The 14,764-nt window shown below is 35.6% G+C and carries 15 protein-coding genes; 5 read left to right on the forward strand and 10 right to left on the reverse strand.

What is annotated here, in order from left to right; all coding sequences use genetic code 11:
* Positions 1 to 245: 245 nt before the first annotated feature.
* On the forward strand, positions 246 to 1,082 hold the full coding sequence (locus tag ABTV69_RS15610; protein WP_433830345.1) for an alpha/beta fold hydrolase: 837 nt from the start codon (positions 246 to 248) through the stop codon (positions 1,080 to 1,082).
* 325 nt (positions 1,083 to 1,407) lie between these two features.
* On the opposite strand, the gene ABTV69_RS15615 is transcribed toward ABTV69_RS15610, so the two are convergent.
* Entirely contained in the window at positions 1,408 to 2,088 is a 681-nt protein-coding gene (locus tag ABTV69_RS15615) for a metal-dependent hydrolase (protein WP_433830347.1), read from the reverse strand.
* A gap of 286 nt (positions 2,089 to 2,374) precedes the next feature.
* Between ABTV69_RS15615 and ABTV69_RS15620 the strand changes: the two genes are divergently transcribed.
* On the forward strand, positions 2,375 to 3,247 hold the full coding sequence (locus ABTV69_RS15620; RefSeq protein WP_433830349.1) for a helix-turn-helix domain-containing protein: 873 nt from the start codon (positions 2,375 to 2,377) through the stop codon (positions 3,245 to 3,247).
* A 77-nt stretch (positions 3,248 to 3,324) separates the two neighbouring features.
* Entirely contained in the window at positions 3,325 to 4,479 is a 1,155-nt protein-coding gene (locus tag ABTV69_RS15625) for an iron-containing alcohol dehydrogenase (protein WP_433830351.1), read from the forward strand.
* An 88-nt stretch (positions 4,480 to 4,567) separates the two neighbouring features.
* On the opposite strand, the gene ABTV69_RS15630 is transcribed toward ABTV69_RS15625, so the two are convergent.
* Both ABTV69_RS15630 and ABTV69_RS15635 read right to left on the reverse strand, forming a co-directional pair.
* The gene (locus tag ABTV69_RS15630) at positions 4,568 to 5,437 is read right to left on the reverse strand and encodes a helix-turn-helix domain-containing protein (protein WP_433830353.1); all 870 of its coding nucleotides are present in this window, start codon (positions 5,435 to 5,437) and stop codon (positions 4,568 to 4,570) included.
* A 145-nt stretch (positions 5,438 to 5,582) separates the two neighbouring features.
* Positions 5,583 to 6,128 (reverse strand): cysteine hydrolase family protein, encoded by a 546-nt coding sequence (locus ABTV69_RS15635; protein ID WP_433830355.1) that lies wholly within the window; start codon positions 6,126 to 6,128, stop codon positions 5,583 to 5,585.
* A gap of 271 nt (positions 6,129 to 6,399) precedes the next feature.
* On the opposite strand from ABTV69_RS15635, the gene ABTV69_RS15640 reads away from it, so the two are divergent.
* Positions 6,400 to 8,013 (forward strand): arylsulfatase, encoded by a 1,614-nt coding sequence (locus ABTV69_RS15640; RefSeq protein ID WP_433830357.1) that lies wholly within the window; start codon positions 6,400 to 6,402, stop codon positions 8,011 to 8,013.
* A gap of 60 nt (positions 8,014 to 8,073) precedes the next feature.
* Here the strand turns inward: ABTV69_RS15640 and yddG are convergent, their stop codons facing one another.
* The 3 genes from yddG to ABTV69_RS15655 all read right to left on the reverse strand — a co-directional run bounded on the left by yddG (position 8,074) and on the right by ABTV69_RS15655 (position 10,313).
* Positions 8,074 to 8,964: an aromatic amino acid DMT transporter YddG gene (yddG, locus tag ABTV69_RS15645; RefSeq protein WP_433830359.1), complete on the reverse strand. Its 891-nt coding sequence runs from the start codon at positions 8,962 to 8,964 to the stop codon at positions 8,074 to 8,076.
* 9 nt (positions 8,965 to 8,973) lie between these two features.
* Positions 8,974 to 9,651, reverse strand: coding sequence for a type 1 glutamine amidotransferase domain-containing protein (locus ABTV69_RS15650; protein ID WP_433830361.1), 678 nt, complete (start codon positions 9,649 to 9,651; stop codon positions 8,974 to 8,976).
* 89 nt (positions 9,652 to 9,740) lie between these two features.
* Positions 9,741 to 10,313, reverse strand: a complete 573-nt coding sequence (locus tag ABTV69_RS15655; protein WP_433830363.1) for a Crp/Fnr family transcriptional regulator — start codon at positions 10,311 to 10,313, stop codon at positions 9,741 to 9,743.
* Between the two features lie 157 nt (positions 10,314 to 10,470).
* Between ABTV69_RS15655 and ABTV69_RS15660 the strand changes: the two genes are divergently transcribed.
* On the forward strand, positions 10,471 to 11,493 hold the full coding sequence (locus ABTV69_RS15660) for an LLM class flavin-dependent oxidoreductase (protein WP_433830364.1): 1,023 nt from the start codon (positions 10,471 to 10,473) through the stop codon (positions 11,491 to 11,493).
* 69 nt (positions 11,494 to 11,562) lie between these two features.
* Here the strand turns inward: ABTV69_RS15660 and ABTV69_RS15665 are convergent, their stop codons facing one another.
* The 4 genes from ABTV69_RS15665 to ABTV69_RS15680 form a co-directional block, all read right to left on the reverse strand.
* Positions 11,563 to 11,967 (reverse strand): (R)-mandelonitrile lyase, encoded by a 405-nt coding sequence (locus ABTV69_RS15665; protein ID WP_433830366.1) that lies wholly within the window; start codon positions 11,965 to 11,967, stop codon positions 11,563 to 11,565.
* Positions 11,968 to 12,070: 103 nt separating this feature from the next.
* On the reverse strand, positions 12,071 to 12,643 hold the full coding sequence (locus tag ABTV69_RS15670; RefSeq protein WP_433830368.1) for a sugar O-acetyltransferase: 573 nt from the start codon (positions 12,641 to 12,643) through the stop codon (positions 12,071 to 12,073).
* A 10-nt stretch (positions 12,644 to 12,653) separates the two neighbouring features.
* A complete protein-coding gene (locus tag ABTV69_RS15675; protein ID WP_433830370.1) occupies positions 12,654 to 13,706 on the reverse strand; it encodes an alpha/beta hydrolase in 1,053 nt (350 codons plus the stop codon).
* Between the two features lie 88 nt (positions 13,707 to 13,794).
* Positions 13,795 to 14,673 carry a helix-turn-helix domain-containing protein gene (locus ABTV69_RS15680; RefSeq protein ID WP_433830372.1) on the reverse strand — a complete coding sequence of 293 codons (879 nt, stop codon included), beginning with the start codon at positions 14,671 to 14,673 and terminating at the stop codon, positions 13,795 to 13,797.
* Positions 14,674 to 14,764: the final 91 nt, after the last annotated feature.

The raw sequence follows: 14,764 nt of genomic DNA on the forward strand, positions 1-14,764 counted from the left end.
TAATACAGATTTTCAAAACAAAAGGAATGCCTTTTTTGTAAAGCATTGATTATAATAGCATTGTTTTAGAACTCGATTTGAGAATCATTTATATATCGTTAAAAAGAAGATTTGATTCTTGAAATATCATAATTTCTAGAACAATAACGAGCTGTAAATGCTTTATTATAAGCTTTCTGTGTTTTGGTTTAATGTTTGTCTGCCTCTTAAAAACGAATATTGATTTCAATCTTTAAATTATAATTATGGAAAAAATTTATGACGCAGAGACACGTTTTGCCGATTTAGGCGATCGTAAAATTGCTTATCGTTCTTACGGCGAAGGAAAAGCAGTAATTTTTGTAAACCGTTTTAGAGGAACGCTTGATACTTGGGATCCGTTGTTTGTGGCATCAATGGCAGAAAAATTCAATGTTATTGTATTTGATTATTCTGGAATTGGCTCTTCTACAGGAAGTCTTGCTCCAGACATCACGATCGTTGCCAAAGACGTAAAGGATTTAGCAGAGGCTTTAAAATTAGATTCGATTATTGTTTTAGGATGGTCGTACGGCGGTCTGGTAGCGCAAACGGCAGCTTTGCTTTATCCAAATCTTGTAACGCATGCGGTTTTGGTAGGGACAAATCCGCCTGGGAAAAATGAAGTTCCTATCGAGCAGGCTTTTTATGATGCTGCGCTAAAACCATTAAACAATTTTGATGATGAAATTGTATTGTTTTTTGAGCCAAAATCAGAATCAAGCCGATTGGCAGCAAAAGCTTCGCACGATAGAATTCATAAAAAGATAGATGTAAGTAAAATTCCTTCTACAATGGATGTTTTTCATTTGTATTTTGGTGGTGGAGATACTTTTAGAGAAGATGCTTTGAACTTTAGAGAACAGCTTAAAAAGACCAAAACTCCAATTTTGATTATTTCTGGAGATCATGACATAAGTTTTGCAGTAGACAATTGGTATCCGATCATCAATCAAATGACAAACGTTCAAATGATTGTTTATGCCGCAACAGGCCACGGACCTCAACATCAATACCCAGAACTTACAGCACAATACATTATTAATTTTGTGGAATACATATAAAATCAATTTGCTGAAAATATTAGTTTTTAAAAGTATTTTATGCAGATTAGAGTAGATTTAATCTGCTAAAATGCTGTGCAAAAAGACTCTATGAGTTGCCCCTAGTTTTAACTAGGGGATTTTATAAATTATAAATAAGAAGGCTTTAGCCAAATTAAAGTAAAGCAAAGTCGTTATTTTCTTTGCGACCTTAATCTCTATAATTTTGGCTAAAGCCTTTTTTATATAATTTTTTTATACCTCCATCTAAAGATGGAGGCAATTGGTATTGATATTTCGCTAAAACCTTCATTTTAGCGAAATATAGCAATGAAAAACAACCAATTTAGATTTCAATTGTACTGTTTATTTTTGGCAGAAACAATTCGAGAGAAGCATTCTTAAACTCATCCAAAGCCTTTTGGTGATCCATAACAATAAAACCGAAAGTGTCGTAATGAACTCCTAATATTTTCTTTATATCAACTAGTTTGGAGGCTTCGATAGCTTCTTCGACTCCCATAGTAAGTCCATCGCCAATAGGGAAAACAGCAAAGTCCAATTTGGTAAATTTCGGGATAAGCTGCATATCTAATGTCAAGGCCGTATCGCCGCTGTAATAGAAATTTCCATCTGATGTTGTCAAGACAAAACCGCAAGCAATTCCACCATAAGAACCATCTATAAAACTGCTGGGATGTTGGGCTATGACACATTTTACAGTTCCGAAATCAAAGCTGAATTTACCGCCAGGGTTGATTGGGTGTGCATTTTCGATTCCGTTTTTCAAAAGCCAATTATAGATTTCAAAATTTCCGAGCACTTTTGCACCAGTGTTTTTTGCAATTCGTTCTATATCTAGAATATGGTCGTAATGCGCATGAGAAATAAAAATGTAATCTGCTTTTATGGCGTCAACATCAACTTCTTTTGCTAATTCGTTGGGAGTAATAAAAGGATCAAAAAGAATATGTTTTCCGCCAGCATAAACAGAAAAACACGAATGTCCGTAATACGTAATTTTCATGGTAAATAGTTTTAAATCAGTTAATAATTAGAAAATATTTTTCAAGAAATGTGCCAGCGAAGAAGAGTTAATTGTGAACAGTAAATGGTGAAAAGTGAAATGTTGCATTTTCACATTTCACGTTTAGCTTTTCACTTTTTATTTGCGTAAACTTGCACTTTAGATTATTCCCAACTGCATCTACATGTCTTAGTAACGTTTTTCGATTTGTTTTAGAAAAACGATCTGCAAAATTCGATCAGAATTGTTTATTAAGATTCATGCAAAAAATAAAAACTCCATTCGTTTGAAAAGGCTTGAAATAAAACAAAATATTGCGAAAAGAGAGGATGAGAGTCTTTCTTTTCGAGTTTACAATCTCAACAAAGAGAATTTAGAAAACTATTTAGAACCGCATAAAAAAGATCATTTTTGTATTCTAATGGTCGAATCTGGAGAGATTCAGCTTCATTTAGAAGAAGAGATTATTCATTTGAAAGCGGGTAAAATCTCCATGATTTTTCCAGATCAGATTTCGTCTCTTTCCTTGTTGTCTTCTGAATTATCAGGAAAGATCATTTTATTTGAAGAAGTGCTGTTTTGTTCTGATATTTTGAAGAACGAACTGCTTTCTTATAACGTGAATCTTTCTTCGCATTTGAAATGCATTTTCTTATCTCCGTCAGAATTGGAACATGCAAAATCGATGGTTTCGTTTATCGAAAATATTTATTCAGATCCGAGTTTGATTCGAAAAGAACAGGGAAGATTTTATATTAAGATTCTGCTCTTAGGACTAATAGAATCGGTTCATGGTCAGCATCCGGTTTTTCAGCATGAAAGTGATAAGGCGCTTTATATTCGTTTCAAGAAGATGCTTAACGAAAGGTATAAAAATGAGCGAAGAGTTCAATATTATGCTTCGAATTTGGCTATTACAACCAAAAAACTAAACAGTATTACCAAGAAACATTGCGGTGAAACGGCAATAAATGCCATTCATAACCGAATACTTAAGGAAATAAAAAGGCTTTTGATGTTTTCTGATTTTTCGCATAAACAAATTTCGCTAGAACTCGGATTTAGTTCCCCTTCCGCATTGAACAAATTTGTAAAAAGCAAACTGGACGAAACGCCAACGGAACTTCAAAAAGAACTGGCTCAAATTTATATCAAATAGACTCGATTGTATAACACCGCCCGTAATGTCTGAAATACTTTTGTATCTGTATTTAAACATAAAAACAGCGTATAAAAATGAGCAAGTTATTTATTGCAGGAGAAGTTTTCCACGGTGCGGGAAGTCTTGAGGAATTAAAAAATATTAAAGGAACTAAAGCCGTAATCGTTACAGGTGGAAGTTCTATGAAAAATAGCGGTTCTTTGGATAAAGCGGCGGCATATCTAAAAGAAGCAGGAATCGAAACTAAAATTTTTGAAGGTGTAGAAGAAGATCCATCATCTGCAACTTGTTTTAAAGGAGCAGAAGTAATGAAAAGCTTTGAACCAGATTGGATTATTGGTTTAGGCGGATGTTCTGCAATTGATGCTGCAAAAATGATGTGGGTTTTCTATGAATATCCAGATGCGGATTTTGAAGCTATGATCAAACCTTTCAATGTTCCAGTTTTACGTAAAAAAGCAAAGTTTATTGCAATTCCATCTACTAGCGGAACAGGTACAGAAACTACAGGTTTAGCAGTTATTACAGATCGTGATAAAGGAGTTAAGTATCCAATCGTTTCATACGAATTGACTCCAGATATTGCCATTGTTGATGGTGAAATCTGTGCTTCTATGCCAGCGCACGTAACTTCAAATACAGGTTTAGATGCCTTAACGCATTGTGTTGAGGCTTATGTGTCTAACATTGAAAATAATTATGCAGATGTACTTTCTAAAGGAGGTTTAGAAATTGTTTTTGATAACTTAAAAGAAGCCGTTCAGAATCCGTCAAATATTCAGGCGCGTCAGAATATGCACGACGCTTCTTTCATGGCTGGATTGGCTTTTAATAATGCGTGGTTGGGAATTGTTCACTCTTTATCTCACCAAGTAGGAGCGTTATACGGAATTCCTCATGGTGCTTCTAATGCGATCTTTTTACCAAACGTTATTCGTTATAACTCAAAAGAAAGCAACCGTTTTCCAGATTTAGCAAAAGTAATCGGAAAAGAAACTGCTGAAGATTTAGCGCAAGCAATTGAAGCTTTAAGAGCCGATGTAAACAATCAAGCTGCGATTAAAGAATTCGGAATCTCAAGAGAAGACTGGGATAAAAACCTTGATTTTATTGCTAACAATGCATTCTTAGATCCTTGTACAGGTTTTAATCCAAGAAAACCTACTGTTGAGGAATTAAAAGAAATCTACAATGCTTGTTATGAAGGTGTTGTTTATAGTGAAAAATAAAAAACTTCTTTAATAGAATTTATTTTGAAAAAAAAAGAGCTGTCAGTTATTGGCGGCTCTTTTTTTGCAAAAAAAACATTTACTAAAGTTAAAATATGCCATTTTGATAATCGGCCAAAAATTCTGAAGTCGTCATGCCAGTTTGTATTTTAAAAAAACGCATTAAATGACCCGGTTCTGAAAAATGGAGATCATCGGCGATTTCCGAAACATTTTTTCCCGAATGGATAAGATCATTTTTAATTTCAAACAGCAATCTTTGTTTCAAAAGATGTGTTGCAGTGACATTAAACTGCTTTTTAACAGCAGAATTAATTGTAATACGGCTTATGCCTAATAAAAAAGCGTAATCATCAATTCGTTTTTTGTCTTTAATGTAAAGTTCTAATAGCTGTTTGTATTGATAGGCATAATTATTCTCAGGTTTATGCATGGGCAGTTTATTTATAGAAGCATATTCTCTATTGAATTTTAACAGAAGATAATAAGTAAGAGAACGCACAATATGAATGCTATCGGGATGCCTGTTTACGAGCTCTGTTTTAATTTCGGTAAGAATATCGCAAGCTTTCTGCATTTCTTGTTTGCTAATTTGAATGCTCAAAGGATGATTTAGCTGATAAAAATAAAGCAAACGATACGTAAAGAGCTTGTCGGAGAAAAAATCATTTAGAAAGTCTTCTTGAAAGGCCAATATGGTAAAATCAAAATCATCAGAATCTAATTCCCATTTTCTTTTTTGATACGGAGAAATAAATATCACAGTATTATCTGTAATTGCAATTTTTTTCTGATTTAGTATAACTGCACCAGAGGCTTTCTTGAAAAGCAGAATTTCAAAAAAATCAGTATTGAAGGTTTCTTTATTCCGGTAACTAGCCCTTGCATCTTTGCCATTTAAAACATTGAGCAGAATATCGACACCACATTCGGATTTGTGAAATTTAATTGTTTCCAAAATTATACTATTTGTAGATTTTTTATAAACAAGGAAGCACTTGCCATTTCAGGCAAATGCACTTTTCCTGCGCTCTAAATGAAAGGACAATAGAGCAAATTTAATGAAAATTAGTAAGCGTGAATTGCTTATCGTTTGCGGATTTTTAAGCAGAAAGATAATCCTTAGTATTTATGACTGAAGCATAGAAAAAACTCAATGCAGATAAAAATGAAGTTTGTACATCGGCAGCTTTTACTGTAGTTCCGTTTATTTCTAAATCTCTTGTAGCACAGGCATCACCAATTACGGTACAATCGAATTCAAAATCTTTTGCGGCTCTTACCGTTGCATCTATGCACATATGCGTCATCATTCCAGTAAAGACTAATTCTGTTATGTTGTTTGATTTCAGATATTCTAAAAGTTCAGTATTTCTAAAACTGTTTGGATAATTTTTTAGAATTAATTTCTCCGAATCAAGCGGTTGTACATTTTCATGGATTTTGACTCCTTCAGTTTCAGGTAGGAAGAAAAATGAACCAGATGCAACAGATATATGCTGAACGTGAACAACTGGTAGATTTTTATCTCGAAAATCGGCTATAATTTTCTTTGCATTTTCGCTTGCTTCTAAAGAACCCACAAGTTCCATTGCTCCATTTTCGAAATAATCATTTTGTATGTCTATTACAATTAATGCTTTGCTCATAATTTGTTGTTTTAAGATTATAAAGGCAAAGTTATAGTGCATCTAAAATTAAACTTCTACCAAATTAGCTATATAAACTACCATTTTGATAAATGCCAATTCTTTTATCGATTTAGAGCTGATTTGATTAATTGGAGGTTGCACTACCGTTTCATTTTAAGTTAATTGGTTGCATATTACAAGATGAAACATCATATAAGTAAAGATATAGCAGCTTTTATAGGCAAAAATCTAATTTTAGTATAGAATAGCAATCCTAAAATTACAAATTATGAAAAAACATGCTCTAGCAGTACTTTTAAGTGGCTTAACCTTATTGACGTTCGGCAATATTGAAGCTCAAACAAAAAAGAAGCCTAACATCATTATGGTTATTTCAGATGATACAGGCTGGGGAGATTTAGGGGTTTATGGTGGAGGAGTTGGACGTGGAATGCCAACACCTAATCTAGATAGAATGGCAAAAGAAGGTATGCAGTTCTGGTCGTTTTACGGACAGCCAAGCTGTACTCCAGGAAGAGCAGCGATGCTTACAGGACGTATTCCGAATCGTAGTGGTATGACTACTGTTGCTTTTCAAGGACAAGGAGGCGGATTGCCAAAAGAAGAATGGACGTTGGCTTCTGTACTTAAAAAGGCAAATTACAAAACATATTTTTCGGGGAAATGGCACCTTGGTGAGGCAGATTATGCTATGCCTATAGCACATGGTTTTGACAAGATGCAGAATGTGGTGCTGTATCATTTAAATGCATATACTTACGCATTCGAATCTTGGAATCCAGAAATGTCGCCAGAAATGTTAGCATTGTTCAAAAAAGTGACTACTGGTGTGCTTGAAGGGGAAGCAGGTGGAAAAGCACGTGAGATTAGTAAAGTTACAGAAGAAAATATAGCGGAATTGGATATGATGATGGTTGATAATAATTTGAAGCAACTTGATGAATATGGAAAAAGCAAAGATCCATTCTTTATGTGCATCAACTTTGCTAAAAATCATCAGCCCAACCTTCCTTCTAAACAATTTGCAGGGAAATCTCCAGGAAAAAGCAAATACTCTGATGCTGTAGTAGAGATGGATTACAATGTAGGCCGTATCATGGATAAGATTCGTTCTTTGGGTATTGCCGATAATACTATCGTTATCTATACTGTAGATAATGGAGCTTGGCAAGATGTGCATCCTGATTCTGGATATACGCCTTTTAGAGGAAGTAAGGGAACAGATAGAGAAGGTGGTAGCCGCGTGCCAGCTATTGCTTGGTGGCCAGGACAAATTGAAGCAGGAAGTGAAAGCCACGATATTGTAGGTGGACTTGATCTAATGGCAACATTTGCTAGTCTTGCCGGTGTAGAACTTCCTAAAAAAGATAGAGCGGGAGTAGACATGGTGTTTGACAGTTATGATATGTCTAATGTTTTATTTAAAAAAGGAACACCACTTAGAGACAGATGGTTTTATTTTACAGAAGCAGAATTATCGCCTGGAGCAGTTCGTATAGGAAAATTTAAAGCAGTCTTTAATACTCGAGGAGATAATGGTGCTATTGCAGGAAGCGATATGCCTGGCCAACAGCTTGGATGGAGAGGCGATGAAACTTACGTAGCTACAATACCAGCTATTTATAATCTTTGGCAAGATCCGCAGGAACGTTACGATTTGTTTATGAATAGCTGGACAGAGAAAACATGGACAGCCATAATCTTTAATGAGGCAATTGCTGATTTGATGAAGACGTACGCTAAAGTACCTCCAAGAGCACCGCAAAGTGAGACTTTTACAGGAGAAATGCAGATAGAGCGTTATAGAAATATTGAACAGGTGAAAAAAATGATGAATGAGAAGAAAACGAATCTTCCTCCTTTAAGCGTAGATCCTAGATAATTTTATATTTTTCTTGGAATGGTAAAGTGTAAAGAGCTGTCAAATAATTGACAGCTCTTTTTATTTTTTGAATTTCTTGGTCGAAAGCCAACATAAAATAGATCCTAAGCAAACCATTAAAGCGCCCTGCCAAAAAGACAAGCCTAGAGCAGCAGAAAGCAGAAGCGAAGAAAGCATCGACGATAAAACAGGTGTGAAGTAGGAAGCTCCAGCTAGAGTGGTAACATTTCCGTGCAGAATTCCAATATTCCAAGCCGCGTAACCAAATCCCATAGCGGCACCCGCAAGAATCAAGTAAATAATGGATGGAAAACTCACATTAATTTCAGACTGATCGTATAGCAATACATATTTAATCCACAACACAATAGCCACGATCATAAAAAATAAAATGATTCCATTTGCGCCATTAGAAAGACGAATCGTAACAACACAATATCCAGCCCACAATAAAGCGCCCAGAAAAGCGAGTCCGTAGCTTAAAGGATTTGACTGTATATGAGCCATCATTTCTGATACATTAAAACCTTTATCTCCGCCTAAAACCCATACGATGCCCAACATTGAAATAATAATTCCCGGAATAATGAGCCAATTTGCCTTTTTTGAAGTAAAAAGGACCGTGGCAATCATCGTAAACGTGGGCCAAAGATAATTAACCATTCCCACCTCAATAGCTTGAACGCTGTTTTCAGAATAGCCAATAGACAAGGCCAGACATAATTCGTAAGAGACCATCAGTAACGATCCGAAAATAAGATACTTTTTTGGGAATTTGGAAAGCGGTGTCCATTTTATGCTTAATAGTAAAAACAGAGATGCTACGGTGTAAATTAGTGCTGCGCCCATAGTTGCTCCAAAAGAATGGCTTACTTCTTTGATTAATCCTACGATTGAACTCCAAAGTAGAATTGCACAGAACCCGATGGCGGTTGCTTTAGATTGGTTCATGATTTTGTATTACAATTTTTGTAATTCGTTTAAAATAGCTTCTCCAACACCTTTTGCAGAAAACGGATTTTGTCCTGTAACCAATCTTTGATCAGCAGTAACATGTGGTTGCCATTTGCCGGAACCTTCCCATTTAGCGCCGCGTTCGATCATTGTGGTTTCAATAAGAAAGGGTACTTCATTTTCAAGCTGCATTTCTCTTTCTTCTTCATTAGTAAAAGAATTAACCTTTTTATCCGCAACCAAATATTGGCCGTTGCTTAATTTGATATTTACCAAGCCCGAAGGTCCGTGGCAAACTGCACCTACGACACCATTGTTCTCGTAGATTTTTCGAGTTATTTCTTGTAATTCTGTGTGATCAGGCAAATCGTAAACCGTTCCGTGTCCACCTACATAATAAACCGCTGTGTAATCTTCTGTCTTAATTTCAGAAGGCACAAACGTGTTTTCTCGTTTTTGTTTGTATGTTTCATTTTCCCAAAATTCTTTATTGGTCGGTTCACTCAAATCAAAAAAGTCAACTGGTGGTTCTCCGCCTTTTGGGCTTACAAAATCTATTTCGTAACCAGCATCTGTCAAAACTTTCCACGGATGTGAAAGTTCTTGTAGATGATATCCTGTAGTTTTTCCTGTATTGCCAAGTTCTCCATGACTCGTAAGTACGAAAAGAATTTTTTTCTTCATGTTTATTCGGTATTAAAAATAAAACACAAAGGTTTGGATAAAATTCATGAATTCAAATGATGCAGATCACAAGATGCGCGTGATGTAAATCACAACGCAGCATTAGAAATTCTGCTCAATGTTTCCCGCGTAATTCCAAGATAAGAAGCTATAATAGATTTCGGCAGACGTTCTATTAGCATTGGGTATTGCTGTACAAAGATTTCATAATGTTCTTTGGCATCATTAGACAGCATAGAAACCAATCGACGCTGAAAAGCAGAATAGGCGGCTTCAATCTTTTTTCTAAAGAAATAGCTAATTTCAGGAAATTCTTTGCAAAGCTTTTCTCGATCTTGAAAAGAAAGAGCAAGTACTTCACAATCTTCAAGCGCTTGTATGCTTAACGTTGCAGGATTATTTTTGAAATAAGCATCGTAATCGCTAACCCACCAATCTTCAACAGCAAACCTGATGATCTTTTCTTTTCCATCTTCCAAAATATATGAAGCTTTCAAACAGCCTTTAAATACCCAATATTCATGAGAAACCAAATCGCCACTGCTTATAATAATGCTATTCTTTCTAATTTTTTTGGGTTTAAAAAAAGAATATACATAATCAAAAGCGGCATCACTTACTGGTGATATCTTTTCGATGTGTTGTCTAAACTGCTCCTTCATTATTAGTTTTATTGCAAGTAGTGGCTAAATATACTAAATAGCATGAAATATTTTTGAATAATGAGGTGTGTTCTTTTTTAAATTTTCTTAAAACAGAAAGTATAGTTTTAGTCGGTAATGATGCGTATATTTGAGAGAATAAAAAAATAAAGCCATTATGAAGAAAATAGGATTTTTATCATTTGGGCATTGGGCAAATCATCCATCATATAAAACTCGTACGGCGGCAGATACATTGTTGCAATCTATAGATTTAGCAGTTGCTGCTGAAGAAATAGGAGTAGATGGCGCTTATTTTCGCGTGCATCATTTTGCACAGCAATTGGCATCGCCATTTCCGTTGCTTTCGGCTATAGGAGCGAAGACAAGTAAAATTGAGATTGGAACGGGCGTAATCGATATGCGTTATGAAAACCCATTGTACATGGTAGAAGATGCTGGATCTGCCGATTTAATATCGGAAGGTCGTTTGCAATTGGGAATAAGTAGAGGATCACCAGAACAAGTTATAGATGGTTGGAGTTATTTTGGATATGAACCAGAACAAGGAGAAACCGATGCTGACATGGGCCGAAAGAAAGCCTTAGAATTTTTGGATAAACTGAATGGAGAAGGATTCGCAGAACCCAATCCGTATTCGATGTTTCCGAATCCGCCTGGATTGTTGCGTATCGAGCCGCATTCTGAAGGATTAAGGGAAAGAATCTGGTGGGGAGCTGCATCTAACGCAACGGCTATTTGGGCTGCAGAAAACGGAATGCATCTTCAAAGTTCTACGCTTAAGTATGATGAAAACGGAAAACCTTTTCACGTGCAGCAAGCCGAACAAATTAGATTGTACAAAGAAGCTTGGAAAAAAGCGGGACATCAGCGTGAAGCAAGAGTTTCGGTAAGCCGTTCGATTTTTGCTATAACCAATGAGCAAGATCGATATTACTTTGGCGCACAAGCAAAAGGTGATGACAGTTTTGGTTATATTGAACAAGACAAAAGAGCGATATTTGGTAAAAGCTATGCCGCAGAACCTGATAAATTGATAGAACAATTGGCCCAAGACGAAGCGATTCAAGAAGCAGATACTCTATTACTAACTATTCCGAATACGATTGGTGTAGAGTACAATGTTCATATTTTGTCTTCTATTTTAGAACATGTTGCGCCTGCATTGGGCTGGCGATAAGTTTTGATTTAAGATTACGATTTAAACCCGACAGGTTTCTAAAACCTGTCGGGTTTGCTTTTTTTGAGATTATTTTTCGTTTGCAGCCTGATACTCTTCATCGGTAACAGGATTCAGCCAAGTTACTTGAGTATCTTCTTTAAAATTAGTGATGGCCACATGCACCATTTTAGTCGTTGCACTAGCACCATGCCAATGTTCTACATTTTCTGGAATATTTACAACGTCACCTTTTTGAATTGTCTGAGCAGGTTTACCTTTTTCTTGATAAAGTCCTTGCCCTTCAATAACCAGAAGAACTTGCCCTTTTGGATGTGTATGCCAGTTTGTTCTCGCGCCAGGTTCGAAAGTTACGCTTCCCGCTGAAAATTCATTATTTTTATCTCTTGCAATTAAAGGCTTCAAAAAAGCATTGCCTGTAAACCAATCTGTAGGAACCGGTTCTCCTTTTGGAAATATTTCTGTTGAACTCATACTATTTTTTTTAGAATTACATGCATTTAAAAGTACTATGAATATAAGGATTATTTTTTTCATTTGATTTCTGTTTGCTGCTAAAGTCTTATATTTTATTTAACTAAAGGCTTTTAATAGGTTTTGCAGGTATACCTCCAACGATGGTAGTATCAGGAACGTCTTTTGTCACGACTGCACCCGAAGCAACAATAGAATTTTCTCCTATTGTAACACCCGGAAGAATTGTTGCATTTGCTCCAATCCAAGCATTTTTCTTAATGTGTACCAAGCCTGGTACAAGTGATTGTCTGTTTTCTGGTTCTAAAGGATGTGCTTCAGATAGCAGACTTACATTCGGCGCTATTAAAACATTATCTTCAATAATGATTCCTCCCAAATCTAGAAGCGTGCAATTGAAATTGATAAAAACGTTTTTTCCTATTTTTATATTTTTACCATAGTTAATGTAAGAAGGAGTAAACACTGAAGTGCTTTCGTGAATAGTACTGTCTGTAATTTCGCCTAATATAGCTCTAATTTCCGAAGGGTCACTAGAGTTATTCATTTTTACCAATAGCTGTTTTGTTGTATATGAGGCTTCCTGAAGGCGATGAATTTGCGGGTCTTGTGGTGCTATTATCTCACCTTTTAGAAGTCGCTCAAAAATGTCTTTTTTATTTTTGTCTGAATTCATAAAACAACTATTATTTCAAATTATCCAGAAAAAAAGACCGTAGCTTTTCAAACGGAATTTTATCCAATCTGTCGTATAAATCAACATGTACGGCATTTGGTATAATCATAAGTTCTTTAGGCTCAGCCGCAGCTTTAAAAGCATCTTCGCTAAAATATCTTGAATGTGCATTTTCTCCCGCGATAATCAATAAAGGTCTTGGGCTAATTTCTTTAATGTAAGACATAATTGTCATATTCATAAAAGAAATAGGCATAGTTGAAGTCCAAGATGCATTAGAATTAATTGAACGAGCATGAAAACCTCTCGGTGTTTTATAGTAATCAAAATATTCTTTTACAAATTGAGGTTCGCTGCCAGTAAGTTTTTGCGGAAGATTGTTTGCAGATGGAGCATAAGTTCCACTTTCTGCGTCTTTCCAACGCTGTTGTCCCAATTGTTCAAGAGTTTTTGCGCGCTGTTCAGCAGTTACGATATCATTATAACCTTTAGACATCACTCTAGTCATATCATACATACTTGTTGTGGCAACGGCTTTAATGCGTTTGTCGGCTGCTGAAGCATTTAGGGCAAAACCTCCAAATCCGCAGATGCCTATAATGCCGATTTTTTCTCTGTTGATATTTTTTTGAAGACCCAAAAAGTCAACCGCAGCGCTAAAATCTTCTGTATTTATATCAGGAGAAGCTACATTACGAGGTTCGCCACTGCTTTCTCCTGTATAAGAAGGATCGAAAGCCAATGCTGCAAATCCGCGCTCTGCCATTTGGTTTGCGTATAAACCTGATGATTGTTCTTTAACTGCACCGAAAGGACCGCTAATGGCTAGTGCTGAAAGTAATGTTTTATCTGAGTTTTTTGGAAGATAAAGATCGCCTGAAAGTGTAATGCCATAACGATTTTTAAAAGTTACCTTTTGGCGCGTTACTTTATCGCTTAATTTAAAAGTATAATGTTCTTCTGTTGTGTTCATCTTCTTTTTATTTGGAATTGATTCTTTGTTTTGTGAAAAAGCTTGCCCGATAACTAAAAGAGACATAGCTGCTAATGCTGTTATTTTCATCTGTTTAAAGTGTTTTATATTACAGCTACAAAATTAAAACGGCACCATTAGGTGCCGTTAAAGAATATCAAACCAAAAATTAAGAAAATCAAACCTCGGTTTTTCTATGTGATTTTGGATTAGTTCCGGTATGTTTTTTAAAGAAGTTATTAAAGTACGTTGGATACTCAAATCCAAGTGCATATGCAATTTCTGCGATATTCCAGTCTGTATGCTGCAACAATGCTTTTGCTTCTGCTGTGATTCTTTCTGTAATATGAGATGTAGTTGACTTTCCTGTAATTTCTTTAACTGCTCGGTTTAAGTAGTTGACATGGATGTTTAAGCTCTGGGCGTAATCTTTTGCTGTTGTCATACGAAGCGGGCTGTCAGCACTTTCGATAGGAAATTGTCTTTCTAACAACTCAAGAAATACAGAAGCAATTCTTGATGTTCCGTTTTTTCCTTCATTATTGTTTTCAGAAGGTTGCAACTTTAAAGATTCATGAATGATTAAATGTATATAGCTGCGTATGAGTTCATCTTTATAGGAATAATCACTTTTTTGTTCTTCAATCATCTTTTGAAAAAGAGTATTTAGGAACAATCTCTGTTCTTCCGAAATGTGAAGGACAGGCGTTCCGCCAATTTTAAAAAAAGGCGATTGATGAAGACTTTCAGACCGTTCCGATTGTTTTAAAAATTCCTCAGAAAATAAAATCGTATAACCTGTATATGTCGTAGAAATTGTTTCCCATGAATAGGGTATATGCGGATTGCCGAAAAACAATATAGTTCCTTGCTGGTCAAAGCTTTTGTCAGCATAATGAATCTTACTGTGTCCCGTAGTCAGGCATATTTTAAAGAAATCTTTTCTGCTATAAATACGGGTCGCATTACTATCATCTTCTATTTGAAAAGCTTTAAAACCTTTTAGTTTAAGTTCATTATTAAACTCAGAAACGCTGCGAATTGTTTTTTCTTCCATGATGCAAAGTTAATAAAATCAAATCTATTAGGTACGTTATAGTGCTGTTGTCAATTGCTATTCGCATCGTTTGCTTTTATAATTACTTTTT

The organism is Flavobacterium anhuiense (assembly GCF_050990855.1).
Classification (GTDB): Bacteria; Bacteroidota; Bacteroidia; order Flavobacteriales; family Flavobacteriaceae; genus Flavobacterium; species Flavobacterium anhuiense_C.

Excerpts from the sequence above, each read along its gene's own strand:
- ABTV69_RS15610 (WP_433830345.1), top strand. The coding sequence starts at position 246 with ATGGAAAAAATTTATGACGCAGAGACACGTTTTGCCGATTTAGGCGAT.
- ABTV69_RS15615 (WP_433830347.1), bottom strand. The coding sequence starts at position 2,088 with ATGAAAATTACGTATTACGGACATTCGTGTTTTTCTGTTTATGCTGGC.
- ABTV69_RS15625 (WP_433830351.1), top strand. The coding sequence starts at position 3,325 with ATGAGCAAGTTATTTATTGCAGGAGAAGTTTTCCACGGTGCGGGAAGT.
- ABTV69_RS15635 (WP_433830355.1), bottom strand. The coding sequence starts at position 6,128 with ATGAGCAAAGCATTAATTGTAATAGACATACAAAATGATTATTTCGAA.
- ABTV69_RS15640 (WP_433830357.1), top strand. The coding sequence starts at position 6,400 with ATGAAAAAACATGCTCTAGCAGTACTTTTAAGTGGCTTAACCTTATTG.
- yddG (WP_433830359.1), bottom strand. The coding sequence starts at position 8,964 with ATGAACCAATCTAAAGCAACCGCCATCGGGTTCTGTGCAATTCTACTT.
- ABTV69_RS15650 (WP_433830361.1), bottom strand. The coding sequence starts at position 9,651 with ATGAAGAAAAAAATTCTTTTCGTACTTACGAGTCATGGAGAACTTGGC.
- ABTV69_RS15655 (WP_433830363.1), bottom strand. The coding sequence starts at position 10,313 with ATGAAGGAGCAGTTTAGACAACACATCGAAAAGATATCACCAGTAAGT.
- ABTV69_RS15660 (WP_433830364.1), top strand. The coding sequence starts at position 10,471 with ATGAAGAAAATAGGATTTTTATCATTTGGGCATTGGGCAAATCATCCA.
- ABTV69_RS15665 (WP_433830366.1), bottom strand. The coding sequence starts at position 11,967 with ATGAGTTCAACAGAAATATTTCCAAAAGGAGAACCGGTTCCTACAGAT.
- ABTV69_RS15670 (WP_433830368.1), bottom strand. The coding sequence starts at position 12,643 with ATGAATTCAGACAAAAATAAAAAAGACATTTTTGAGCGACTTCTAAAA.
- ABTV69_RS15675 (WP_433830370.1), bottom strand. The coding sequence starts at position 13,706 with ATGAAAATAACAGCATTAGCAGCTATGTCTCTTTTAGTTATCGGGCAA.
- ABTV69_RS15680 (WP_433830372.1), bottom strand. The coding sequence starts at position 14,673 with ATGGAAGAAAAAACAATTCGCAGCGTTTCTGAGTTTAATAATGAACTT.